Annotated in this window: 26 protein-coding genes and 2 pseudogenes; 9 read left to right on the forward strand and 19 right to left on the reverse strand. The window is 65.5% G+C overall.

Going from position 1 to position 22,869, the window contains the following annotated elements:
• Positions 1-63: 63 nt before the first annotated feature.
• Positions 64-759 (reverse strand): SDR family oxidoreductase, encoded by a 696-nt coding sequence (locus FND50_RS34860; RefSeq protein WP_144288779.1) that lies wholly within the window; start codon positions 757-759, stop codon positions 64-66.
• 1 nt (position 760) lies between these two features.
• The gene (locus tag FND50_RS34865; protein ID WP_144288780.1) at positions 761-1,927 is read right to left on the reverse strand and encodes a thiolase family protein; all 1,167 of its coding nucleotides are present in this window, start codon (positions 1,925-1,927) and stop codon (positions 761-763) included.
• 101 nt (positions 1,928-2,028) lie between these two features.
• Here FND50_RS34865 and FND50_RS34870 point away from each other — a divergent pair, with 101 nt between their 5' ends.
• Entirely contained in the window at positions 2,029-2,499 is a 471-nt protein-coding gene (locus tag FND50_RS34870; RefSeq protein WP_144288781.1) for a helix-turn-helix domain-containing protein, read from the forward strand.
• Here FND50_RS34870 and FND50_RS34875 read toward each other — a convergent pair.
• Both FND50_RS34875 and FND50_RS34880 read right to left on the reverse strand, forming a co-directional pair.
• Entirely contained in the window at positions 2,404-3,261 is an 858-nt protein-coding gene (locus tag FND50_RS34875; RefSeq protein ID WP_144288782.1) for an alpha/beta fold hydrolase, read from the reverse strand. The two genes, FND50_RS34870 and FND50_RS34875, sit on opposite strands and share 96 nt — an antisense overlap.
• A 147-nt stretch (positions 3,262-3,408) precedes the next feature.
• Positions 3,409-3,537, reverse strand: coding sequence for a hypothetical protein (locus FND50_RS34880; RefSeq protein ID WP_260850835.1), 129 nt, complete (start codon positions 3,535-3,537; stop codon positions 3,409-3,411).
• 17 nt (positions 3,538-3,554) lie between these two features.
• Between FND50_RS34880 and FND50_RS34885 the strand changes: the two are divergent.
• Positions 3,555-3,704: pseudogene (locus FND50_RS34885) on the forward strand (IS256 family transposase); the annotation flags it as partial.
• Between the two features lie 74 nt (positions 3,705-3,778).
• Here FND50_RS34885 and FND50_RS34890 read toward each other — a convergent pair.
• Genes FND50_RS34890 through FND50_RS34900 form a run of 3 tightly spaced genes read right to left on the reverse strand, consistent with a single transcriptional unit; the run spans position 3,779 to position 6,779 of the window.
• Positions 3,779-4,624 carry an alpha/beta fold hydrolase gene (locus tag FND50_RS34890; RefSeq protein WP_144288783.1) on the reverse strand — a complete coding sequence of 282 codons (846 nt, stop codon included), beginning with the start codon at positions 4,622-4,624 and terminating at the stop codon, positions 3,779-3,781.
• A complete protein-coding gene (locus FND50_RS34895) occupies positions 4,621-5,523 on the reverse strand; it encodes an SDR family NAD(P)-dependent oxidoreductase (RefSeq protein WP_144288784.1) in 903 nt (300 codons plus the stop codon). The genes FND50_RS34890 and FND50_RS34895 overlap by 4 nt, the downstream gene beginning before the upstream one ends.
• Positions 5,523-6,779 (reverse strand): NADH:flavin oxidoreductase/NADH oxidase family protein, encoded by a 1,257-nt coding sequence (locus FND50_RS34900; RefSeq protein WP_144288785.1) that lies wholly within the window; start codon positions 6,777-6,779, stop codon positions 5,523-5,525. Before FND50_RS34900 ends, FND50_RS34895 begins: the two co-directional genes overlap by 1 nt.
• 84 nt (positions 6,780-6,863) lie before the next feature.
• On the opposite strand from FND50_RS34900, the gene FND50_RS34905 reads away from it, so the two are divergent.
• Positions 6,864-7,448, forward strand: a complete 585-nt coding sequence (locus FND50_RS34905) for a TetR/AcrR family transcriptional regulator (RefSeq protein WP_144288786.1) — start codon at positions 6,864-6,866, stop codon at positions 7,446-7,448.
• Positions 7,449-7,810: 362 nt separating this feature from the next.
• On the opposite strand, the gene FND50_RS34910 is transcribed toward FND50_RS34905, so the two are convergent.
• Together FND50_RS34910 and FND50_RS36430 are read right to left on the reverse strand one after the other, a co-directional pair.
• Complete coding sequence (locus FND50_RS34910) at positions 7,811-8,203, reverse strand: transposase (RefSeq protein WP_186301204.1); 393 nt, start codon at positions 8,201-8,203, stop codon at positions 7,811-7,813.
• Between the two features lie 207 nt (positions 8,204-8,410).
• Entirely contained in the window at positions 8,411-8,617 is a 207-nt protein-coding gene (locus FND50_RS36430) for a hypothetical protein (RefSeq protein ID WP_186301364.1), read from the reverse strand.
• A 360-nt stretch (positions 8,618-8,977) separates the two neighbouring features.
• Between FND50_RS36430 and FND50_RS34920 the strand changes: the two are divergent.
• A pseudogene (locus FND50_RS34920) lies at positions 8,978-9,940 on the forward strand (tyrosine-type recombinase/integrase); the annotation flags it as partial.
• 30 nt (positions 9,941-9,970) lie between these two features.
• Here FND50_RS34920 and FND50_RS34925 read toward each other — a convergent pair.
• Together FND50_RS34925 and FND50_RS34930 are read right to left on the reverse strand one after the other, a co-directional pair.
• Entirely contained in the window at positions 9,971-11,794 is a 1,824-nt protein-coding gene (locus tag FND50_RS34925; protein ID WP_144288789.1) for a tyrosine-type recombinase/integrase, read from the reverse strand.
• Positions 11,791-12,840 (reverse strand): tyrosine-type recombinase/integrase, encoded by a 1,050-nt coding sequence (locus FND50_RS34930; RefSeq protein ID WP_144288790.1) that lies wholly within the window; start codon positions 12,838-12,840, stop codon positions 11,791-11,793. Before FND50_RS34930 ends, FND50_RS34925 begins: the two co-directional genes overlap by 4 nt.
• Positions 12,841-13,042: 202 nt before the next feature.
• Between FND50_RS34930 and FND50_RS34940 the strand changes: the two genes are divergently transcribed.
• Together FND50_RS34940 and FND50_RS37450 are read left to right on the forward strand one after the other, a co-directional pair.
• Positions 13,043-13,375: a helix-turn-helix transcriptional regulator gene (locus FND50_RS34940; RefSeq protein ID WP_144288791.1), complete on the forward strand. Its 333-nt coding sequence runs from the start codon at positions 13,043-13,045 to the stop codon at positions 13,373-13,375.
• A 245-nt stretch (positions 13,376-13,620) separates the two neighbouring features.
• On the forward strand, positions 13,621-14,952 hold the full coding sequence (locus tag FND50_RS37450) for a hypothetical protein (protein ID WP_260850836.1): 1,332 nt from the start codon (positions 13,621-13,623) through the stop codon (positions 14,950-14,952).
• A 1,404-nt stretch (positions 14,953-16,356) separates the two neighbouring features.
• On the opposite strand, the gene FND50_RS34960 is transcribed toward FND50_RS37450, so the two are convergent.
• Positions 16,357-16,764, reverse strand: coding sequence for a DUF4345 domain-containing protein (locus tag FND50_RS34960; protein WP_144288792.1), 408 nt, complete (start codon positions 16,762-16,764; stop codon positions 16,357-16,359).
• Between the two features lie 97 nt (positions 16,765-16,861).
• Entirely contained in the window at positions 16,862-17,446 is a 585-nt protein-coding gene (locus FND50_RS34965) for a TetR/AcrR family transcriptional regulator (RefSeq protein WP_144288793.1), read from the reverse strand.
• A 316-nt stretch (positions 17,447-17,762) separates the two neighbouring features.
• Here FND50_RS34965 and FND50_RS37680 point away from each other — a divergent pair, with 316 nt between their 5' ends.
• Positions 17,763-17,999 (forward strand): hypothetical protein, encoded by a 237-nt coding sequence (locus FND50_RS37680; RefSeq protein WP_186301205.1) that lies wholly within the window; start codon positions 17,763-17,765, stop codon positions 17,997-17,999.
• 116 nt (positions 18,000-18,115) lie between these two features.
• On the opposite strand, the gene FND50_RS34975 is transcribed toward FND50_RS37680, so the two are convergent.
• Entirely contained in the window at positions 18,116-18,382 is a 267-nt protein-coding gene (locus FND50_RS34975; protein ID WP_144288794.1) for a hypothetical protein, read from the reverse strand.
• A gap of 178 nt (positions 18,383-18,560) precedes the next feature.
• On the opposite strand from FND50_RS34975, the gene FND50_RS34980 reads away from it, so the two are divergent.
• Both FND50_RS34980 and FND50_RS34985 read left to right on the forward strand, forming a co-directional pair.
• Positions 18,561-18,842: a type II toxin-antitoxin system RelE/ParE family toxin gene (locus tag FND50_RS34980; protein WP_144288795.1), complete on the forward strand. Its 282-nt coding sequence runs from the start codon at positions 18,561-18,563 to the stop codon at positions 18,840-18,842.
• A 44-nt stretch (positions 18,843-18,886) separates the two neighbouring features.
• Positions 18,887-19,180 carry a HigA family addiction module antitoxin gene (locus FND50_RS34985; protein WP_012690288.1) on the forward strand — a complete coding sequence of 98 codons (294 nt, stop codon included), beginning with the start codon at positions 18,887-18,889 and terminating at the stop codon, positions 19,178-19,180.
• A 274-nt stretch (positions 19,181-19,454) separates the two neighbouring features.
• On the opposite strand, the gene FND50_RS34990 is transcribed toward FND50_RS34985, so the two are convergent.
• From FND50_RS34990 to FND50_RS35010, 5 genes are all read right to left on the reverse strand, one after another.
• The gene (locus tag FND50_RS34990) at positions 19,455-19,859 is read right to left on the reverse strand and encodes a helix-turn-helix domain-containing protein (RefSeq protein WP_313905301.1); all 405 of its coding nucleotides are present in this window, start codon (positions 19,857-19,859) and stop codon (positions 19,455-19,457) included.
• Positions 19,860-19,924: 65 nt separating this feature from the next.
• The gene (locus FND50_RS34995) at positions 19,925-20,917 is read right to left on the reverse strand and encodes an NADP-dependent oxidoreductase (protein ID WP_144288796.1); all 993 of its coding nucleotides are present in this window, start codon (positions 20,915-20,917) and stop codon (positions 19,925-19,927) included.
• Positions 20,918-20,931: 14 nt separating this feature from the next.
• The gene (locus FND50_RS37460; protein WP_260850837.1) at positions 20,932-21,057 is read right to left on the reverse strand and encodes a hypothetical protein; all 126 of its coding nucleotides are present in this window, start codon (positions 21,055-21,057) and stop codon (positions 20,932-20,934) included.
• Between the two features lie 56 nt (positions 21,058-21,113).
• Positions 21,114-22,022 (reverse strand): SDR family oxidoreductase, encoded by a 909-nt coding sequence (locus FND50_RS35005; protein ID WP_144288797.1) that lies wholly within the window; start codon positions 22,020-22,022, stop codon positions 21,114-21,116.
• 107 nt (positions 22,023-22,129) lie between these two features.
• Entirely contained in the window at positions 22,130-22,843 is a 714-nt protein-coding gene (locus FND50_RS35010) for a TetR/AcrR family transcriptional regulator (RefSeq protein ID WP_144288798.1), read from the reverse strand.
• Positions 22,844-22,869 lie beyond the last annotated feature (26 nt).

Consider the following 22,869-nt stretch of genomic DNA (forward strand, 5'->3'; position numbering starts at 1 on the left):
CCAGACTTCCTTCGCCGAATCGGATCTTGTACAACTGCCTTCGGGCCTTCCTTGCCCGCAGCGTCAGCGTTGTGCCAATTGCGGGTAGAGCGCCTCGATGGGCCCTGCAAGACTGGCCTTGACCTGCCGAGAGACCTCGTCGGCGAGTACTTCGTATGCCCCGGCGAGTACGCCGTCGTATGCCTGGCGGACGACGTCGGAGGGGTTGTTCTTGGGCACATCGAGGCCTGCGGTCATGGGAGTGTCCGTGAAACCGAGATGGAGTGCGGTAACGAGGATGCCGTCGGCGGAAAGCGCGATGCGTTGGGTGTTGGTGGCCGACCACAGTGCGGCCTTGGTGGCGCTGTAGCCATCGCCGATACCGAGCCAGGAGAGCACAGAGAGCACGTTGATCAACGCGCCGCCGCCATTGGCCGCAAGCGCCGGTACGAATGCATTCGCGACCGCGAGAGGCCCGAAAAGGTTGACTTCGAACAACTCCCGCAAGTCGGGGGAATCTTTCAGCACAGTGGCACCGTTGGATGAACCGGCGTTGTTCACCACCAGTGTCACGTCTGTCGCGACCCCTGCCGCGGCGGCGATCGACGACGGATCAGTAACGTCGACGACGAGCGGCACCACGCGAGGATCGTCCCACCCGCGCGGGCGGCGAGCCGTCGCATACACCTTCCGTGCGCCTCGGGCCAGTGCCTGGTCGACGAACTCCGTTCCGAGTCCGCCGTTCGCTCCGGTCACGAGGACCACGTCTAGCGTCGCCATCTCAGACCCTCTCGATGATCGTCGCGTTGGCCAGGCCACCGGCCTCGCACATCACCTGCAGGCCGAAACGCCCACCGCGCTGCTCGAGCACGCTGAGTAGAGTCGTGGTCAGCCGCGCACCGGAACCGCCGAGCGGGTGTCCGATCGCGATCGCCCCTCCGTTGACGTTGACCTTGTCGAGGGGCGCCCCGGTCTGGGCCTGCCAGGCCAGCACCACCGAAGCAAACGCCTCGTTGACCTCGAACGCATCGATGTCGTCGATGCTGAGTCCGGCCCGTGCGAGCACCTTCTGAGTCGCCGGGACGATCCCGGTGAGCATGAAGATGGGATCGTCACCGGCGACGGCGAACGAATGCACCCGAGCGCGGGGCCGCAACCCGTGCCGTGCAGCGGCCTCTTTCGACGTCACGAGTACCGCGGCCGCGCCATCGTTGACCGGGGAGCTGTTCCCCGCGGTGACCTTCCAATCGATCTCGGGGAACCGCTCACTCCAGTGAGCGCCCTGGAACGCGAGCCGCAGGCCGGCCAAGGTCTCGGTCGTGGTGGTGGGGCGGATCGTCTCGTCGGAGGCAAGGTCGGTGATCTTCACGACTTCGCCGTCGAACAGTCCATCCGTCCACGGCTTCGCCGCGCGATGGTGGGACATCGCGGCGAACTCATCGAGTTGGGCGCGCGAAAAGCCCCATTTGGCGGCAATCAGCTCGGCCGAGACGCCCTGGGGGATCAGTCCCGGGGCATAGCGGTCGGCGACCGAGGGGCCGGCGAAGTCCTTGCCCTGGAACTGCGAGCCGATCGGGATGCGCGACATCCACTCCACTCCAGAGGCGATCGCGACCCCGTACGCTCCCGCGAGCACGCCTTGAGTTGCGAAGTGCAGCGCCTGCTGACTCGAGCCGCACTGGCGATCGACCGTCACGCCGGGGACGGACTCGGGGTATCCGGCAGCGAGCAGCGCCCAGCGGGCGGCGTTAGGGGACTGCTCGCCGATCTGGGCGACCACGCCGCTGATGACGTCGTCTACGGCTGCCGGGTCGATTCCGGTGCGCTCGACCAGCGCGCGCAGCGGTGCGGCATGGAGTTCGACTGGGTGGATCTCGGAGTAGGCGCCGCCGGGCTTGCCCTTGGCGAGGGGGGTGCGGACAGCATCGATGATGAGTGCCGTGTTCATGCTGTGATCCCTTCCGATGGGCCGATTGACGTCACCATAACGCAGTGAGTTTGATAATCAAACTTACTCAGTTGTGATTTCCAACTTGCTAGGCTTGGTGCATGTCATCGCAGGTGCGCCCTTGTTCCGTCGCCCGCACGCTGGAACTGGTGGGAGCGAAATGGACCTTGCTCGTAGTGCGGGAGATGCTGCTCGGTAACCACCGGTTCGACGAGATCGCGCGCTACACCGGCGCCCCGCGCGACACCCTCACCGCGCGGCTGCGCAAGCTCGAGTCGGAGGGACTGGTCACACGAGTGCAGTACGAGCAGCGGCCGCCTCGGTTCGAATATCACCTCACCGCCCTGGGCCGCTCGCTCGGCCCGATCGTGGCCACGATGCGTGAGTTCGGCGATCGCCACCTGACGGCCCAGGCGGACACGCCGATGGTGCTCCAGCACACTGCTTTCACACCTCTCCGTTTCTCGAAGCGCATATCAGCGGGCGAGGAACTCGACGGCGACGGGGACGAACTCGTCGTGGAATTGAAAGATCCCGCCGTGCCCGGAATCGGGGTAAATGACCAGTTCTGATCCCTTGATTCGCCTGTGGAGGTCCTCGGAGAGGGTTGAGGGCACCATCCGGTCGTTGTCGCCGTTGGCGATCAGGGTGGGCTGGGTGATCCTCGACAAGTCGGTCGGCGTGGAGCGGCCCCACTTCTTGATCGCCTTCAGCTGCGTCTGGAAGGCCTTGATCTTGATCGGGGCGTCGCGATCGACGGTGCGCTCCTCGAGGCGTTCGACGAACGCGCGCGCGGCGCGTTTGCCGGCGGCGTTGCGGTTGAAGAACAAAAACTCTTTCGGATCGGACCGAGTGAGCGTGGCGCGCAGCATGTCGTAGTAGGTCGTTCGAGCGACCTTGTCGATGTCTTTCCCACCGGCAGGACCGGTGCCGGTGAGGATGAGCTTGCGGACGAGTTCGGGGTGTTTGAGGACGAGGGCTTGGGCGACCATCGCACCGAGTGAGAACGAAAAGATGTCAACCTTGGCGAATCCGAGTGCCTTGATGAACGTCACGGCATCGGCGGCCATCATTTCGATGCTGTCGGGAACAGCGCCGGTAGAGCCGCCGACGCCGCGGTTGTCGAACGCGATGACGTGGTGGTCCTTCGCGATGGGGTCGATGATTCGGGGGTCCCAGTTGTCGAGGGTCGCGGCGAGGTGCACGAAAAAGATAACGGGGATCCCGCCCGTCGGTCCCAGCTCACGGTACGCGTAAGTGATACCGCCGGCAGTGACGGTGCGGGCCGGGGCCTTCGCGTAGGACGTTACGACGGCGTCGTTGTTGGTGCTCACGATGTTCTCCTTTGTATGTGGTTTCAGCTTCCTTGCACGCACGAGTGATATCTGCAGATATCCGGCGCCCGACCCGCCACCTCGAGCCCGGTCCGCGCCCAGTCACGAATAGTTCGTGGTCTTCGCGTTCGACCAGTTGATTTCTAGCTACTTTCGCCCGGTGGACAGGCGTCCGTCGAAGGTGATCTCGAGGGCGTCCAGTGCTGCCTTCCCGCGGTTGGACCAGCGCTGGTGGGCGGTGCCTTCGGGGGCGAGGCTCATGATGGCCAGATACACGCATTTCATAATTTGGCGACCACGCCGCACTCAAATGCCTCTACCTCGCCACCCGTGCGGTGGACCCGACCGGCAGGGGACGAGCGCGATGGGTGACGAGGTGGAAACCAGCCCTCAATACGTTTGCTATCACATTCGAAGGCCGAATCACCCCAACTGGAAACTAGATTCATATGCCAGAGCTAGATCCACCGAAGTCCCCAGTGATAGTTTCACCGACTCCTGTCCTCACCCGCGGTGGTCACCCAATTTCGGAGTCGGCGAGGAACTTCAGGACTTCGGGGACGAAGGTCTCGTGGTGCTGGAACACGCCGCCGTGGCCCGAGTTTGGGTAGATCGTGATCGTGGAGTTGGGCAGGCGTTTGGCCAAATCCTTGGAGTGTTCGCTGGCGACCATGAGGTCGTTGTCGCCGTTGGCGACGAAGGTCGGTGCCGTGATCTTCGAGAGGTCGTCTGGTGCGTGCAGTCCGCCGGTGGTGATGGCGCGCAGTTGCGCGAGGCGGGCCTGGTTCGAGATCGGCTTGTCGCGGTCGGTGGTGCGCTCTGCGAGGCGGTCGAAGTAGGCGTTGGCGGCCTTTTTGCCCTCGGGGGTGCGGGGGAAGAAGAGGAAGTGGCGTGCGTCCTTGCGTGCCAGTGCCGCCTTGGCGTAGGCGCCGCCGACGATGAACGGCATCTTCCATATTCCGCCGCCGCCGCGTGGTCCGGATCCGGCTATGACCATGCGACGTACGAGGTGGGGTGCCTGGAGGGCGATCATCTGAGCTACGGCGCCGCCCACGGAGAAGCCGAAGAGGTCGACCTTCTCGTGGCCAAGAGCGCGGATGAACGCGATGGCGTCGGCACCCATCTGCTCGAGGTCGGCGGGCACCTTGGAGCCGGTTCCGCCGACGCCCCTGTTGTCGAAGGCGATCACGCGGTGCTGGGCTGCGATGCCGTCGATGACGCGGGGATCCCAGTCGTCGAGGGTCGCGGTGAAGTGGTGCAGGAAGACCACCGGCACTTCGGAGTCTGCTCCGAGTTCGCGGTAGACATAACGCACCCCGTCCACGTCGATGTTGCTGGTCGGCACGTCTTTCCAGGTGGTCATGACATCTTCTTTCGCGAAGTGGTGGGTGTGGAGGTCTGGGGTTGTGGGCCGCGTTGATCCAAGTGGGTGAGGGTGTCGAGTACGGTGCGGTCGGAGGTCAGCTTCTTGTCGAGAATTGGACCGATCACGCCGCGTGCGGCTGAGATGACGGCCCACCGTGAGGGGTGGACGACGCGGGGTGCGCGGCGTTCGAGCCCGTCGGCGATAGCGATGGCTGCCGAGTTCGGTGTGACTCGTTTCATCATCTGCCGCGGGAGTGCTCCGAGGAGGTCGAGGACCACTTGGTCCTCGTCGACGCCGTGCTTGATCATGTCGGTGTCGACCAGGGAGAAGTAGGCGGTCAGGACGGAGGCGCCGGCGTCGGTGAGTTCGATGCGAAGACCGCGGCCGAGCTGCTCGACTGCTGCCTTGCTCATAGCGTAGGGGATGGTGCCCATGCCGTTGACGAAGGCGAACACCGACGAGATCAGGACTATTTGGCCTTGGTGGGCCAGCACCTGTTCCAGGGCGGCGTCGACGGTATTGACCACGCCCGAGACGTTGACGGCCAAGGCATTGTCTACGTCGGATTCTGGTGTCGTTCGAAGCGTTGCTGCCTTCGGCAGGAGACCGGCGTTGGCGATCACCACGTCGAGGCGGCCGAAGCGGTCAACCGTCGCCGCGACCGCGGCCGCGAGCGCGTCGCGTCGGCGTACGTCGGCAACCACCCCGAGTGCGTCGGTGGCGTGCAGTCGCGATGCGCGTCCAGGGGTCTCTGGCGCGAGATCGGCAATGGTGACCCGCGCACCCCTGCGGAGCAATTCATCGGCCGTCGCGCTTCCGATCCCGCCGTTACCGCCGGTGATCAGGACGGTCTTGCCGCTGAGGTCGTAGGTTTTGGGGCTGGACAGGAACCTCATCACAGGCTCCGACGCTTGCCGAAAGCGACGCGTCCGTTGCGGTGCACCATCGCGGCGGTGGTCCTGATCGGGCCGCGCTCGAGGTCTGGCTCCTCGCCGCGGCTCAGCCGGTGCAGTTGGTCGGTGTTCCAGCTGATGTTGAGAAGTCCGTCGAGCTGCTTGAGGTCGGCGACACGACCCAGGAGCGGGCGAAGCCCGTAGCTGATTTCGTGTGTCGTCAACTCGGCCTCTTCGTCGGCGAAGATGTCGGCAGCCGCCTCGGGGTTGGTGGCCGAAGGGCGCGCGATGCCCACGAGGTCGCACTCGCCGCTCGTCACGGCCCTTTCCATGCCCGCGTGGGTGCGGAAGCCTCCGGTGACAGCGATCGGCACGTCGCCTGCCACGTCCTTGACGGAGGCCGCGTACTCGAGGAAGTACGCCTCGCGAGCGCGTGTGCTCGCCGCTACGGAGCCCGACATGGCGGGGGACTCGTAGTTGCCGCCGCTGATCTCGATGAGGTCGACACCTTCGTCAACGAGGGCGGCAACGACGTCGCGTGACTCGGCCTCGGTGAAGCCACCCTTCTGGAAGTCAGCCGAGTTGAGTTTGACGCTCACGGCGAACCCCGGGCTGACTGCCGTGCGGGTGCGTCGGACGATCTCGAGCAGGAATCGCCTGCGTCGTTCGGGGTCGCCGCCCCATGCGTCGGTGCGCAGGTTCGCCAGGGGAGAGAGGAACTGGGTGACGAGGTAGCCGTGAGCCGCATGGATCTGAACGCCGTCGAATCCGGCCGCCTCACATACGGTCGCAGCGCGGGCGAATCGATCAACGATGTCCTCGATCTCGGCGGCGCTCAGTGCGCGCGGTGTCGCTGCGCCGGGCATCGCCAACGCGACAGCGCTGGGAGCGACGGGGGTGTGGCCGAGGTTGAGCGGGTTGGCCTGACGGCCGGGATGATTCAACTGAGCGAAGATGGGTGTGCCGCCGTCGTGGGCGGCCTTGGCCCACGAGGCCAGGGCATCGTGGTCGCGGTCGTCCTCGATGACGACATTGCCGGGCTCCCCGAGCTGCGTGCGATCCACCGCCACATTGCCGGTGATGAGCAGTCCGTAGCCTCCCCGTCCCCAGCGGCGGTAGAGGCGTGCCAACTGCTCGTTCGGGGCGTTGTCGCTGCCCGCGAGCGCCTCACTCATCGCCGCTTTGGCGATGCGGTTCGGCAGGCGGAGGCCGCAGGGAAGGTCGAGTGGGTCGCTCAGGGTCGCTGTGGGATTGGTCATGGTCACTCCAGACGGTAATTGAAGTACGATCATAATATGATGGTCGTCATACAATCAAGAGGTGAATGAGGAAGGGACGCTCTGATGGCCAGATACGCCAGTGATCACAAGGAAGCGACGCGACGGCGCATCATCGAGACGGCTGGTCGTCGCCTCAAGCGAGATGGGATAGATGGCGCCGGCATCACTGCGTTGATGGCCGATGCGGGACTGACGAACGGTGCCTTCTACGCGCATTTCGTCTCGAAGGACGATCTCATCGCTGCTGTTGTTCGCGACCAGCTCGGAGCGCAGGCCTCGACGATTGCTCAGCTCCCCGAGGGCCGTGAAGCGCTCACCGCCTACGTCGGCTGGTACCTGTCGCCGGAGCACCGCCAGGACGTCGCCAACGGGTGTCCCTCTGCTGCACTGCTCGACGAGATCGCGCGGCAGGGGGGAGAAGTCAGTGCGGCCTATCAGCTCGGCGTGGCCGTGATCGTGGATGAGGTCGCGCACCGGCTGACCAGGGATTGGTCACTAGATCCCGCTCTGGCCAGGACACGAGCATTGGGGCTGATGACTGTTCTCATCTCGAGCATGCAACTGGCGCGGGCGATGACCGACGAGCAGGCCGCAGGGCAGGTTCTCTCGGCGGGGCTGGAGAACGCCGGAGCACTCCTTTCCTCCTGACGTCGGATCAGGTGCAGCAGTGGGTTGGGTCCAGAACCCCGGCCGGTGCGTGACCGACGCCGATACTTCCTCGGGGGGGTGTGGCCGCCAACATGCTGCAGATCGTGGGACGGCAGAGAAGAAGAAGGTGGGCCGTTCCTGTTTCGACGAGGTGGAACGAGGCTGGGGCGCGCAGCTCGGGTGAGCTTTCGTGCCGCCTGGGGCGTTTTGTCCGTGGCCATGAGAAAGGGATCTGGCGCATTCTTCGTGATTCCTCTGTGGGACTTGGCTATACGGCGTGGAGGACGCGTTTGCGGAGCAGGTCGAGGTTTGCGCGTCCGTCCATCTGGCGTTTGAACATTTTGATGCGGTTGATATGTCCTTCAACCGCCGGAGCTGTAGGGCAACGTCAGCCCGGCGGTGACGGCATCGAGGTCTCGGCGTAGACCTGTGACGAAGGACCGCAATGCCCGATCTCCGCTGGTGTCAACGGCCGTCATCCAGGCGCCGAGGTCGCACCCGCGACGTTCGGTCATGATCTCGGCGAAGTCGTGGACCAGATCTCGGGTGGTGGCCAGGGCGGGACTGCGTTCCAGCAGTGCGCCGAGTTGTGCGCGTTCGTCATCGGTGCGCCGATCCGGGTGGCGGGTCAGCCAGCCGGTCGCCTGCCGGACCGAGGGAGCCGCGGGTCCTGATGGAAGCGGATTGCCAGCTCCCCGCAACGGCTGCAGGTAACGGCGGACGGTCTTGTCGATGCCGCGGTAACCCAACTCCACGATCTCGCGAGTGAGTCGGGCGGCATCGGTGCCCCCGGCATTGAAGCGTTCGTGGAGGTGGGGCCCCAAACTCGTCGAGCAGGCTGGAGCGGGATTCCGCCTTGGTCAGCAGCTCCTCGACCTCCGTGGCGCGGGCGAACCGCCGTACCGTCCTGCGGTCGAGGGAGAGCTTCCGCCCGATCGCGGAAATCGACATGCCCTGGGAGATCAGCTGCCGGACAGCTGCATGCCGCTCGCGGGTTCGAGTGACGAGCCGGCCGTCGATCGGCTCGCTCTCAGCGTGGAGGACCTCGTCGACCCGGCGGTGACAACGTCGACGTTAACGACGTCGACATTCTCGGCGTCCTCGGCGGGCAGACGCAGGTCGGCGCGGCGACGGGTGACGGTCTTCTCCACCGCCTCGGCCAGGCCCAAGCCACAGGCGCCAGCGGTCGGCCACCTGGACGGCGTCGGGCGCACCGATCCGGATGCCTTCGGCATAGGCGCCGGCGCGGTCACGGCACACCACCTCGGTACCCGGATGCTCCTTTAGCCAGTCGGCAACGGTGTCAGAGGTGCGGTCGGCGAGCAGATCGATCGGCCTGCTCGTGACCATGTCCAGCATAAGAAATAACCCTGGAGTTCCCCGCCACCGTCGAACCTGCCCTGTCCGCAGACCAGCGGATTCCTGATCATTTTCGTGATGTCGGGCGTGTTGAACAGTTTTCAGGATTTCTGAGGAGCTATCGTCTTATTCGATTCTTCCGTTATCAGCGTGAAGACGAGGAGGCTCGGATGGGGCTTTCGGTGGTGCGGGACCTGCGCGAGCGGCGGACACTGGCGAGTCCCGAGGAGATCACTGAGTTCGAGACCGACGTGCTGTCCGGGTTCGTGCTAGCTCGAGCGGCAGCCGGGCTGGCGGACAGCACGATCCGCGCCGACGTGGCAAACCTGGAACAGCTGCGAGCATGGCTCGGACGCCCCTTGTGGGAGATGGAGCCTGCTGATGCGGACGGGTACTTCGGCAAGGCGTTGCGGCAGGCGGCGAAGAACACGCGACTGGCCCGTGCGCAGGCCCTCAAGACATACTTCTGTTTCCTGGAGCTGCGCCACAAGGTTGAGATCCACGCCCTGACCGGCCGCGTCGCCGAGTGCCCGATCGACGAGATCAACCGACCGCGCGGTCAACAACGGGCATCGTTGCGGATTCCACCCAGCGCCGAGCAGGTCGATCGGTTGTTCGCGGGCTGGCGGCAGGAACTGGTCACCTGCCGGAAGTTCGCGCCGACGGCACGCAACTTCGCCGCCGCCCGATTGATGGCCGACGTGGGGATCCGCATCAACGAGACCCGCAGCCTTGACTTGGCCGACATCAAGTGGGAGCTCGGCCGTTTCGGCAAACTCCATGTCCGCAACGGGAAGGGGTCCCGGGGCAGCGGGCCACGAGAGCGCATGGTGCCGCTCATCAACGACGCCGGGCGGACCCTGCGCTGGTTCGTCGAGGACGTCTGGGGACATTTCGGCGATGATCACGATCGGCCCGGCGTGCCGTTGTTTCCGTCCGAACGGAAGAACATCGACAGCTCTGCGACACGGATCAGCAGTGAGACGCTGCGTTCCGCCTTGGCGGAGGCAGCGGTCCGGCACCTGCCGGACTGGCCGGACAGGCTCACCCCGCATGTGCTGCGGCACTTCTGCGCCAGCCAGCTCTACCTTGGCGGCATGGACCTGATCGCGATCCAACAGGCCCTTGGCCATTATGTGGGTGATCCTGTCAAGGTGACCATGTCAGGAGGCGGACTGGTCGAGTCGGGTGAGCAGTCCGTCGAAGACCTTCTGTCGGCCGAGTTGGCCCTTGCCCGCGGCGTCGTCGCGTTGTGCCTGCAGGGTGGGTCGGAACTCGATGGTGGTCTGGAAGAATGTGCAGGATTCACAGATGGATTCGAAGTGGCAGTCGAGACCCACGGGTCGGGCGCAGTAGCCGTTGCCGAGCATCCGCCGGTGCATCTCGGCACGAAGCTTGCGCATCTCGGCGCCCTCGTCGTCGGCGGGCAATTCGCGGGGTGCATCGTAGAGCGCTTCGACCTTCTCCGAGACGGCGAAGTACTCGTCGGCAACAGTGCGGTCGGCAATTCTGGCATACACCATGGTCATTCGCATAGAGCGATGTCCGAGTAGGGCGGCGATCGCCTCGAGTGACATGCCCCGGTTGATGGCCTGGGTGGCCAGGGTATGTCGTAGTTGGTGGGGAGTGACGTGCCCGATCCCCGCCGCCGCGGCGACCGCCGCGAGCGCCCGGTCCACCCGATTCTTGGTGATCCGGCGGCCACGTTCGAGGAACAGATAGTCGCTGCGCAGACCGGCCGGGCGCTTATCTAGCCAGTCGTCGAGCATCTCTTTCAGCTGCGGGTGCAACGGAATGTATCGATCGGTGCGCAGTTTCCCGACGGGCACGTGCAACCAGTATGCGGAGCCGATCTGCACGACAGCGTCGACGGTGAGGTCGAGGAACTCGCCCTTGCGCAGCCCGGTACGAGCCAGGAACTCGATGGCGAGCCGGGTGAACGGATCGGGGTCGGCGCGGGCGGCCTGCAGCAGCTTGGCCGCCCTGCCGTCGTCGAGGAAACGGGGCAGCGGCTCGTCGCGGCGGGGCAGATCCCCGGCAAACACGAGTACTCCGGTGGGGACGTCTTCGCCGTCCCACTCGGTGAGGCGTTCGAAGCAGGTACGCAGGGCACCAACGTGTTCGGCGAAAGCGGTCTTGGACAGCCGGCCACCGCGGGCCGACGGACGAACGGCCAGGTGCAGCTTGTAGCTCTCGATATGGCGGCGACGCAGATCGGCGACGCAGCCCACTTCGGGCGCCTCGCGGGTCAACCACGCGGCGAACCCCCGCAGCACCCCCTCGACACCGACGATGGTGCCCGGGCGCAACGACAGTCGCATCTGCTCGACGTAACCCAGCAACGTCGCGGCCAGCCGGGGCGGTGCTGCGGCCCAGGTAGCGGCGCGGGCCGCGGCCTGGTTCGGGTGCGTCTTGCGCGGCGGCACGTCGATCACACCGGCGTGGAACAGGGTGGCCTCGGCGCCGAACAGGGCGGTGGTCAGCGCCCGAACGCCGTGCGCGTCGGGCCGGTGCCGGCGGATCGCAGCGATCATCTGCTCCCGGCCGGCCTCGAGGTCGGCCTTGCTCAGCCGATCCTGCGCCACCCCGATCAGAACCGCCACCTTCGTCACCGCCGACCACTGCAGCACCGTGGCGCGCCGGTCGAAGCCGAGCTCGGAGGCGGTTTCGGTGAACCTCCGGTGGAACGAGTTATGGTGGCGCGCAGCAACTTCACCGAGGTATGGGCGTCCCAGCACCAGATAGTCGGCGGTCGGCTTCAGGCGGCCGGTGACCATCAGCCAGCCCACCACGCGGCGGTCCTTGAGTGAGGTGGCGCACTGCTCGGCGAGCGAAAGCGCGGACCAACCGTCGACGCCCACCCGGGACAGGAACGACCGGGCCGGTGAGGTGACCGGATGCTCGGCGAACATGCCGGCGGCGAGGAGATCGGCGCGGTAGGCGGCAACCAGCTCCTCGACCTCGACACGGCGCGGCGAGCGGGTCATTCGATCACTCCCATGTCCGTCGGATTCGACTGGCTGTCAATCGAAGCCGCCGCGCGCAGGTATTCGCCGGCCAGCCAGTCGTTGGCCAGGTGCAGATAGATGCGGGTTGACTCGATCGAGGCGTGTCCCGCCTGGGCTTGGATCGCCTCCAGCGCCATCCCGGCCTCCCGCAGTCGGGTGAAGCAGGTGTGCCGCAGCTGGTGGCAGGTCAGCCGGGTCAGACCGGCCCGCTTCCGGGCGCCGGCGAGGATCTCGTCGAGTCCTGCCGCGGAGAGCGGGCCGCCGCGGTGCGGTCCCTTGAGCACGACGAACACTCGGTCGGTCGTCGAGATGCGTGGCCGTTCGTCGTTCAGATAGTCGCCCAGGGCGGCGAAAACGCGCGACGAGACGGGTACGATCCGCTGACGGCCGCCTTTGCCGTCGGCGATGAACAGCCGGCGTTCGCCGGCGTTGATGTCACCGAGTCGCAGCCCGAGTACCTCGGAGCGACGCAGACCGCCGAGCAGCATCGCCTGCACCATCGCGGTGTCGCGCCGGGTCCGCAACGCCGTCAGCATCGCGTCCACCTCGTCCGGGCCGAGCACCCGTGGCAACGTCCGCGGGGTCCGCACCAGCGGCACCCCACCACGGCCACGGCGCCCCGGCTGTCGACTGGACAGGCCACGCGGGACCGGGTTGCGCACCACCCCGACATCGCCACGGGCTGTCAGATATGCGAAAAGACCTGAGACAGTGGATAACCGGCGGGCGATCGTGCGTGCGGCGAGGCCGCTCTCGCCGTCCTCGAGCCGGACCACCCGCTCCCCGAGGCGCGGGGCCCGCTGCTGCTCGAGGAACGCGAACACGTCCGGCGCGGTGACCTGCGCCGGTTCCTTGGCTACGACGGTGAAGAACACCTTCAGGTCGTAGGCAGTGGCGAGCCAGGTGTTCAACCTGGCCCGGGCGCCAACAAATGCGAGGTAGTCATCGAGCAGGGGATGCCCAAGGGTGAGCGCTCGAACCTCCGAACCGTGCATCGAGCGGACCAGGCTGGGCACGAACGTCATGCGGGCTCCTCCGGTGGGGGACGGCAATCAGGCCTACACGCGATCCTCGTCGAGTCATTGAGATCGCACAGGATTACCCGCATATCACACACGTCTGGATCGCGACCACAATGCACTATGTCCACGTGCACCGCACCCACATCGAGGACGCGTGGATCGCCGGCCAACAGCGTGCCGAGCGACGGCTGGGAGGACTGCTGTCATGAAGTGGAACCTGCGGCTGGCCGCCGCGAACCGGGGCATCTGGAAGGCCAGCGAGCTGCAGCGAATGCTCGCCGACCACGGGCTGACCATCAGCGCAGGGAAGATGTCGGGCATGTGGTCGACCGACTCGTTGGCCAGCATCAAACTCGCCGACCTCGACGTCATCTGCGCCGTCCTCGGCTGCGAGGTCGGCGAACTACTCATCCCCGAGCCCGATAAGGTCACCCGCCCGGTCGACCACACGCACGAGGGTCCGCCCGCTGCGGCCTCATCCGGCGGGCCCGCGGTGGTCCCCAAGCGCAGGGACGGTCGCTCGCTGCCGCCGGTCTGATGGGCGGGACCTCACCGGGCAAGCCGGCGGCCAGTTGCGTCGAGTGCTTCGCCTGGGGCGTGCTGCCCGGCTACTGTTGCCGAGCCTGCTACACCTTCCGCAACCTACATCCATCGGGCCGCTGCGCAGCCTGCCATCGGACGGTCCCGATCAAGGAAGGTTACTGCCGCTTATGCCGGCTGCAGGCGCTCGCCGACGCCAAATCCGCCGGGAAAACCGCAGTCTCCGAACCGTTTCTGCGTCGGGTGCGCAGTCAGCAGCTGTTCCTCGCCCGCATGCACCGCGACCACTACCGCATCCCCGGACGAGCACGACTGGGCAAGGGCGGCACGCGAGGACGGCGCCCCACACCCATGGGTCCCGAGCGCCGAGATCCCACACGGGCCGGGGTTCAACTCCTTCTCCCGCTCGATATTCGCCGCGACTACAGCCGTTTCGACCGCCGGCGGGACGCAGACCTGACCAATCCCACCCTCATACGCGGCCGTCGCGTCACCCGGGACTTCGGCGAGGCCCACGGGTGGTCACACGCACTCATCACAAGCGTCGACCAGGCACTGGTCGTCCTGCTGTCCGGCCATACCAGCGATGAGAAGATCCGCTACTCCGAGCTAATTTCCACGGTCCGTCATCGCGGCCGGGTCGCGGAGATCCTCGACCAGCTCGGGCTGCTCGACGACGACCGGGCACCGGCGTTCGAGGCGTGGCTCGCGGGCAAACTCGACGGCATCACCCCCGGCATCCGGCGCGACGTCGAGGACTGGATCCGCGCACTCCACGACGGTGGGCCCCGCACGCGTCCCCGCGACCCGAACACCGTGTGGGGCTACCTCAACCGGATCCGGCCCATCCTGCTCGGCTGGTCGCATCACTACCACCACCTGCGGGAAGTTACCCGTGACGACATCCTCTCCATCGCGAATACCCTGCAGGGCAACGAACGTCGCCACACGCTCAGCGTTCTGCGGTCGCTCTTCGGACACTGCCGGAAGAGAGGTGTCGTCTTCCGCGACCCGACTACGCGCATTCGCGTCGGGCCGAACAACTACCGCGCCATACTTCCACTGGAAGACAACGAGATCACCGAGGCGACGGGTGCGGCCACCACACCCGCGACCCGTCTCGCCGTCGCGCTGGCCGCCATCCACGCCGCCCGATCCAAGGACATCGGCGAGTTGCTGCTCGCCGACGTCGACCTCGGTGACCGTCGGCTGACCATCGCCGGCCGATCCCGACCATTGGACGACCTCACCTACCGAGCACTGACCCAGTGGCTGAGCTACCGACGCACCCACTGGCCCAACACCGCCAACCCCCACCTGTTGGTCAACCGCGTAACCGCGGTACGCACTTGCCCGGTCGGCAGAGTGTGGATCACCCGGGCCTTCTGGGGGCTCACTGCCACCCTCGATCGGCTGCACGTCGATCGTCAACTCGAAGAATCACTCACACACGGACCGGATCCACTCCACCTCGCCGCAGTCTTCGGCATCAGCCCGGGCACCGCGATCCGCTATGCTGCCGCGGCCCGGCACCTCCTCGAGACTCCTGCAGAACACCACGATCTCCACAGTTGACCGCGAACCCACCACTATTATTGGTTCCGAGTCCAACATGTTCTCGAGTTCGCGCCGAGAATCCTTCAGTTTGGCTGAACTCCGGGCTTTCCGAGGGTGCCGTACACGTGGCCGCGGCGGATCGCGAAGTCGTCGATGCCCAGGACGCTGACCTCGCCGATCTCCGGATCGCCCATGGCGCGGACGGCCCGCAGCAGGGTGTCCCGGCCGACGGCGACCCCGTGGCGAGTCGCCAGCCTGGCCCGGCCCGCCCGGCCACGGCCAATCCGATCGCTGTGACCATCGCGCCGAGGACGGGCGTGCGTCGCGACCATGCGCGGGTCAGATCCGGTACCTGTTCGGCGAAAGTCTTTGCCGTGCAATCAATGGTGTCGCAGAAGAATCGACGCACCCGAAGGTCGATCATGACCGGATGTCCACCGATCGCGGTGTCGGCCAGCTGCCGGCGGTACCGGGAATGCACGCGAGCGGACTCACCATCACAGCGCGGACACCAACCCCGGTCGCCCGTCGGCTCTGCGGCGATGCGGATCGTGGAACCGACCCGACGAACCCCCGCGACAACGACACCAACCAGGTGGGGCAACAACGCCCGCGCACTCTCGAAATCACACGCCGACGATCCTCACCCGCCGCAGGTCAGCGCACCGTGACGACACGCCCAACACCTTCACAAAAAGTGCGCCATATCCACTTCTACTTGGCCATTGACACGTGACTGGCGTAACGAGTTGCCCCTTAGTGGCCCTTAGTGGAAAAGATCAGCTCAATCAGAGACACACCACGCCTTGTCCGATTCAGCAATGCTGCCGAGCATTCGCAAAAGCGATCGGGCGTCGACTCAGAGGCCGATGGTGGTGAGGGCGGTGGTCCAGCGCCGCCTGCTGCGCGGCGTCCGAGGGTACTTGTCCGGAGCAGATCAACGAGGTGTTGCGGGCACTGTCACGTTGACTGAGAGGTGCTGCTGCAGGGCATCGTATTCGGGTGCGGCATTGACCGAATCGGATGTTGCTGTGAGTCGTTCGGGCGGCAACATCGTTTCCCAAAATCAGCGGAAACCATATTTGACGACGAGCTTGAAGTCGCCATTGTGGATCTGGAGTCGAGAAGGTTACGCCGGCCGCGTGAACGGCCACCAATACATCTCGGTCCCTCAGCTGCGGTTCAGGCATCTCTGCTGCCCGCAACGTTCCGTCCTTCTCGTCGCGATCGGCAACGAACGCCTTCATGAACCGTTCCTCTCGTCGACACACATCAGGTGATTCCCTTCGAGAATTGGAGGTAGCTGCCTTCTCGGTCATCACCGTTCGATCAATGATGGGAAGTGGGTGCCGGCAACGTGTTTGACATGGGATGTCTGCTGTACGAAATTGACAGGATCGTGGTCGGCGGTATCCGCCGAGGTCACGCCTCTTGCACCGAAAGGCTTCTCCGCCAGGCGATGAGGGCGGGGGCAACCGCGGTCTCTAGCCCTAGGGCGACCAGCGAACTGGGATGGGGCCGTCCACGCTGCTGCCACGACAGCAACCTGGCCAATCCCCCGAGGAACACGGTGCCGAGGGCTACGTCCACGATCGGCGAGCGCTCGACCAGACTCAGTTGCGACAAGATGACCGGCCCGACCGCAATCTTGAACACATTGGCGTAGCGCAATTCACCGTCCACGGTCGACGAGATGTCCGGCGAGCCACCTGGCACGCCGCGCGCTCCCCATAGAACTTCGCGTGCACCGCTGATCATCGGCGCTGCCGCAAGGAACGCCAGCGTCCACTGCAGCCCTCTGCGGCGTCGGGCATGGGCGGTTCGTGTCATCGTTTCTCCCTGTGGGTCGTGGTGTAGCTTCTGAAGACATTGCGACACCGAAAGCTCAAACCCGCGTACGGTCCCGCCTACGTACTCTCTTACAGCCCTAAAGACTTTCGAGGCTGAGGAGGTCAAGCGCATTCCTGATTCCTGCTTCGAGCACGCCATCGGACATACTCGGATCTGTGACAGCGCGGGCCAGTTGCAGGTTGCCGACAAGCAACGTGAACAACCCGATTGCCCTGCTCCGAGCCGACGAAGGACTCTCCTGTGACAGGCGCAATGCCACTGCGTCGATGATCGATTGCACGCCCTCGGTATAGGAATCCCGACCTTGTCTGTCCAGGCGACCTATCTCGTCGAGCAGTGCTCCCGACGGACAACCACTCTCCGGGTGGTCGCGGTGATCTCGCGAAAGGTAGCTGCGGATAAATTCCTCGAGCGCATCCCTCCCAGACGGGAGCGCCGTCACCCTGGCGGCTTGAGTTCTCAGCTGGTCTTGCAGAACATTGGCCACGAGGTCGTTCTTGGAGTCGAAGTGGGAGTAGAACGCGCCGTTGGTCAGCCCCGCGTCCGACATCAAAGTCGCGACGCCCGAACCGTCGATACCGTCACGCTTCAATCGGCGCCCCGCACTGTCGATTATCCGGCGCCGTGTCTCGTCCTTGTGTGTCTTGTCGTACCTCGACACTGCCCCCCTCCTGTCATGAAACCGATGCGCCGCTTTATAAGGAGAAAGCCTTATGATCATACTATTACGATCGACATATGAAAGCAACTCGTGCTCGACATTCCACGGTTTTCGCGGGGCCATGGTCCGCGGTAGTTGGACAAAATCATTGTCACGCCGACCCGCCACTCAGCAAGCAGCGCGTTGGACAACTACCGGACAACTTCGGTATCACTTCACACTTGAGTTCGATGTAGTTCGATTTCGCGTCAGCAACCCAGGTGCGCTTCGCAGTCCCCTCCGTGGATAGGGGACCGAAGTCGCCGGCGATCGGGCGATGATTGTGTCGGTCCGTGCGCACCAGATCCTCGAGCAGCTTGGCGTCACCGGCGTCGGACTTCGCACCCGAGACGTGGTGACGGTCGCGGTAGCGCGCGACAACGTCACCCAGCGGCGAACCCTGCGGGAACTCGGACACGAGGTGGGACGCAGCGTGCCGCGGATGAGTCAGATCGCGAAGCAATACGGCATCCCGATTCGGCCGCCAACCGACGCGGCAACCCGCAGTCCGTAGAGATGCGGCGGCCGCCGCACTGATTGGTCTCGGCCTTCGTGCGGTGCACACTCGAGTCGGGGCCGGCACAGAGGCGGGCACGACGTTGTCGTCGCCCGGGTCCTGCACCGTGCCTTTCAGTCGTTCAGGTCTTTCAGCACTTCCTCGCGCTCCGCTGCAATCCGGTCCCGGTATTGCCGGGTCAGAACTCGCGCAGATGATGTGGCGATCAGTTTGCATTGTTCGTCGGTGAACCCGTGGAGGCGTTGTAACTCGGCGAGGAGTTCGTCTACGTTCGCAGAGGCAAGAGTGAGGTCGTCCAACTCATGCCGGTTGTTGATTGCCCACAGAACCGCGTCGAGTCCGGCGAGTCGGTTCGTAGCCTCTGGGTTTGGCACCGTCATCTCCTCCGGTCAGCCTCTAGGTAGAAATGCCGTGGCAATATAACGTGAATTCCATAGCGCGACTGGAGAACAAGACCACGGGTGACTGCGGCATGGGGCACGCCGGGAGACTCGAACCGGTTAACGTTGTGCGTTATTAACGTTATGCGTTATTAACGCAGTGCGTTATAGTGGCGAGGTGATCGAATCGTTCGCCGACAAGGAGACCGAGCGAGTCTTTCGCCGGCAGTTCTCGAAGAAGCTCCCGCAGGACATTCAGCGGATCGCGCGTCGGCGTCTGTTGTTGATCGAGGCGGCCACCGACGTCAACGACCTGCGGGTGCCCCCAGGCAACCGCCTGGAGAAGCTCTCCGGGGGCCGGATGGGCCAGTACAGCGTCCGGATCAAAGATCAATACCGCATCTGTTTCATCTGGCGCGCCACCGCCGCATACGACGTGGAGATCACCGACTACCACTGACCACCCGGAACCGACACCTCCCACCAAGGAAAGGAACACCGACAATGACTACAGACCTGAGCCCCATTCACCCCGGCGAGATCCTCCGCGAGGACTTCCTCGAGCCTTTCGGCATCACGCAGAACCGCCTCGCCACGATCATCGGTGTGCCGCCCCGGCGGATCAACGAGATCGTGCTCGGAAAGCGATCGATCACCGCAGACACCGCACTGCGGCTGGCCCAGGCGTTCGGCAACAGCGCCCAGTTCTGGCTCAACATCCAGGACCGCTACGAGCTCGACCTCGCGGCCGACAAGCTAGGCGACACCCTCGCCAAGATCACCCGCCTCTCGGCATAGATCGGCAGGTATCGGACTCGGCACCCCGCGGACGATCCGGCGCACTCGCTGAGCTGCGGTTGTCCCCGCGCTTCACCGTTGGGTGCCACCGCTGGTGAGCATCAACGTTTGTGAAGTTCGGTATCGAGTCGCCGTCGCGTGTTGTGGTTGCCGCAGACGAGTTCTGGAGTTGTGGTCCATTCGCGACGTTCGAGCCACGCCAGGACCGGTGGGGGTAGGTCGTCGCTGGAGGAGCCGGTGAGCAGCGGGCCGTCACCGCACCTCGAGCAGCTGATCACCAGGACGTGGCCGTGCGGTTGACAGCGGGCGCAGTGCCGCGCCGCGTGCGGCTCGCCGGGTTCGTCGAGGTGCAGCCAGACGGTGGCGAGGTCGGCACGGTGCGGGACCAGATCCCGACGCGTGGTGGGCTGATACCCGCAGTTCGGGCATGCCGATCCCGTCGTCGGAGGGGCAGCGCCGCCGGATCCGGTGACGGCGAGGGCTTCTCCTCGCCTGGGGCGGCGTCGGCGGTGAGCGTCTCCGCTGGTCGGGGATGCCGGTAGAGGGTCGAGCGGGTCAGCCCGGTCTTGTCGGTGATCTCGGCGATGGTGGCGCCGCCCTCGCGCAGCTGGGTGGCGTAGGCGAGTTGGGTGTCGGTGACCACGCTGGGGCGGTAGCAGCCGGGCAGTCCCGGCGTCATTGGACTCGCGGCTGCGGGCACGCGCGACACCGGCACTTGGCGCTGTGGGCTCGGTAGATGGCGGATCATTGTGTGATCACGATCTTGCCGTTGGCTTTGCCGCGCTCGACATAGGCCATCGCCTCGGGGGTGTCTGCGAATGGGAACGTCCGGTCGAGCACGGGGCGCAGGATCTGCTGGTCGTAGAGGGAGGCCAGATGAGCGAGCTGGTTGCCGTCGGCTCGCATGAAGAAGAACGAGTAGCGCGCACCCAGCTTCTTGGCCTGGGCGCGAATCTTGCGGCTCATCAGGTACATGACGGGTGAGAGCAGTGGCTGACCTAGCTGTTTGGCGAAGGCCGGGTCGGGTGGTCCGACGACGCTGATCGCGATACCGCCGCGGGCGAGTACGGTCAGTGACTTCTGCAGGTTGGCTACGCCGAGCGAGTCGAGGACGACGTCGTAGCCGGAGAGCTCCCGGGTGAAGTCCTGTGTGGTGTAGTCGATGACCTCGTCGGCGCCCAACGCCCGAACCTTGTCGAGGTCTTTGGTGTGCGCGGTGGTGGCGACAAAGGCTCCGAGGTGTTTGGCGACCTGGATGACCGTCGATCCGAGACCGCCGGCGCCCGCGTGGACCAGCACCTTCTGTCCGGGCTGAAGGTCGGCGGTCTCGACGAGTGCCTGCCAGGCGGCGAGTGCCACCAGCGGTACTGCGGCAGCCTGCTCGAACGACAGCGAGTCGGGCTTGCGGGCAACGTCGGCGGCGTCGACAGCGATGGCCTCGGCGAAGGTCCCGATCCGCAAGTCCCTCGGCCGTGAATAGATCTCGTCGCCGACTTCGAACTCGTGCACGTCTTCCCCGACAGCGGTCACGACTCCAGCGAGGTCGTGCCCCAGGACGAAGGGCGGCTTGTACTTGAGGAGTTGTTTGAATTCGCCGTTGCGCACCATCTTGTCCAGTGGGTTGATGCTCGCCGCGCGGATGTCGACGAGGACGTCGTTGCGGCCCGGTGTCGGGGTGGGGATGTCGGCGAGTTCGAGTCCGTCCTCGCCGTAGTGGTCGACCACGAATGCTTTCATCGGTGCTTGCGTCCTTACTGTTGCGGCGAGCTGGAGGGGGTTGTCGGCGGCTGGGCCAGGGCCAGGGCGTTGGTGACGCCGGCGGCGAGGACGCGATCGGAGAGTTCGCGATCGGTGAGCGCGCGGGCGAGCTCTGTCACCCCGCACTTTCGTGGGAGGTACTCGTGCCGTCATCGCGGCCTGGACGTCGTTTCACTCAGATACGCAGTGGTGAATGCGATCGTTGCTGGTTGGGCGAGGTGAATGCTGGAATGAGTTGGTCGTTGCGGCCCAAGGCGGCGACTTCGATCTCGAGGGACGGAATTGTCCCGGCCGCGAACCTCCGCGTCCAGGGCCACACCAGCGGCGAGTGGAGAAGTGCCTTGGCCCAGTTGGCGATGGCGACGGCGCGAGGAACGTAGACGCGACTGCGTCGGTACGCGAGTCCGTCCACGATGGCTGCGGCCACGCGGTCGACACTGGTCGTGACGTTGCCCGGATACGGCAGGCGCCCGCGCATCTGCTTGAAGGAGGGAATGTCGACCTCGGCGCCGCGGACCAGGTCGGTGTCGATCCAGGAGGGATGGACGAGGCCGACGGTGATCCCGAGATGGGCCACCTCCGCACGATAGGCGAGGGCGAGGGACTCGACCCCGGCCTTGCTTGCCCCGTACGAGGCCAGGCCCCCGATCGAGGTGAACGACAACGCGGACGCCACGATCAGCACGTGGCCCCTGCTTTGCTGAATGTGAGGTGTCGCGTGCTTGAGGGTGCGGAACACTCCGTTGAGGTTGATATCCACCACCCGCTCGAAGGACGCCTCGTCCGCGCATCGCACCGTGCCGTACGCGGCCACTCCGGCGTTGGCGACAACCAGGTCGACGCCGTTCATGATGCCGGCGCACTCGTCGATCGCGGACTTCAGCGTCGCGCTGTCGCGCACGTCTGCCTCGCACCAATGCGCCGACGGGCCGAGTTCCTCGGCCAGGGCGCGCAGTCTGTCGGGTTCGAGTCCGATCAGGGCAACCCGCGCACCCTGGGCCGCGGCGAGGCGGGCCACCTTCTCGCCGATGCCGCGCGCGGCTCCGGTGACGATTATTTTCCGGCCCACCAGATCTCGTTTCATGAAGCGACTATAACTTCGTTATATGGTGGGCGCAATGCCCCCTGCATTATCTCCACGTGCTTCACCGACCCCGCCGGCCCGCCTTCCCGGGCCGCGGCGCCGCGGCCTCAATGTCGGGCGCTCGCCGAGCTGGTGCCCTCCAGTGCGCCTGCGGCATACCGGCGCACGACCCGCTCATGCGAGGACTGGGCGCGCTTGCGGGTATCGCCGAGGCCGACGGCGAAACTCACCCCCATCGGCAGCAGCACCTGGGTCACCGCGTCGTCGAATTCGGCGAAGTGCTCGCCCAGCTCGAGGGTGATGTAGCCGTGCACGAAGCTCCACAACTGCGCGGCGACGACCTCGGGTTCCCGTTGCCGGACCCGGCCGGAGTTCACCAGGCGTGCGCAGGCATCGGTGATCCGCGCGTGTGCGTCCCGGAAGGCGGGCGACTGCCCGCTCAGGCGCGTGTCCGACTCGAGCGGACGGTACGTCGCGCGGGTGGACAGTCCGAACATCAGGTCGTACAGGTGAGGGTTGTCCCGCGCGAATTGCCGGCACGTCAAGGCCAGTGTGAACAGGTCCGCGACCGGGTCCTCGGTCACCGGCACCCGGGAGAACGCGTCGCCGAGTTCGGTGAAGCCGTGGTCGACCACCGCGCGGATGAGCTCGGGAATGCCCCCGAAGTGGCTGTAGACGACCATCGTCGACAACCCGGTCGCCGTGGCCACCGTCCGCGCCTTGATCGCCGACGGCCCCTGCTCGGCCAGCAGGCCGACCGTGGCCCGAATGAGCCGCTCGGGGACACTCTCGGACACCGAAACCGCCGTCCTGTCTTGCATTTTCTCCACCTGACTGCACTGCTGCC

It is taken from the genome of Rhodococcus sp. WB9 (assembly GCF_007558985.1).
GTDB classification, from domain to species: Bacteria; Actinomycetota; Actinomycetes; order Mycobacteriales; family Mycobacteriaceae; genus Rhodococcus_F; species Rhodococcus_F opacus.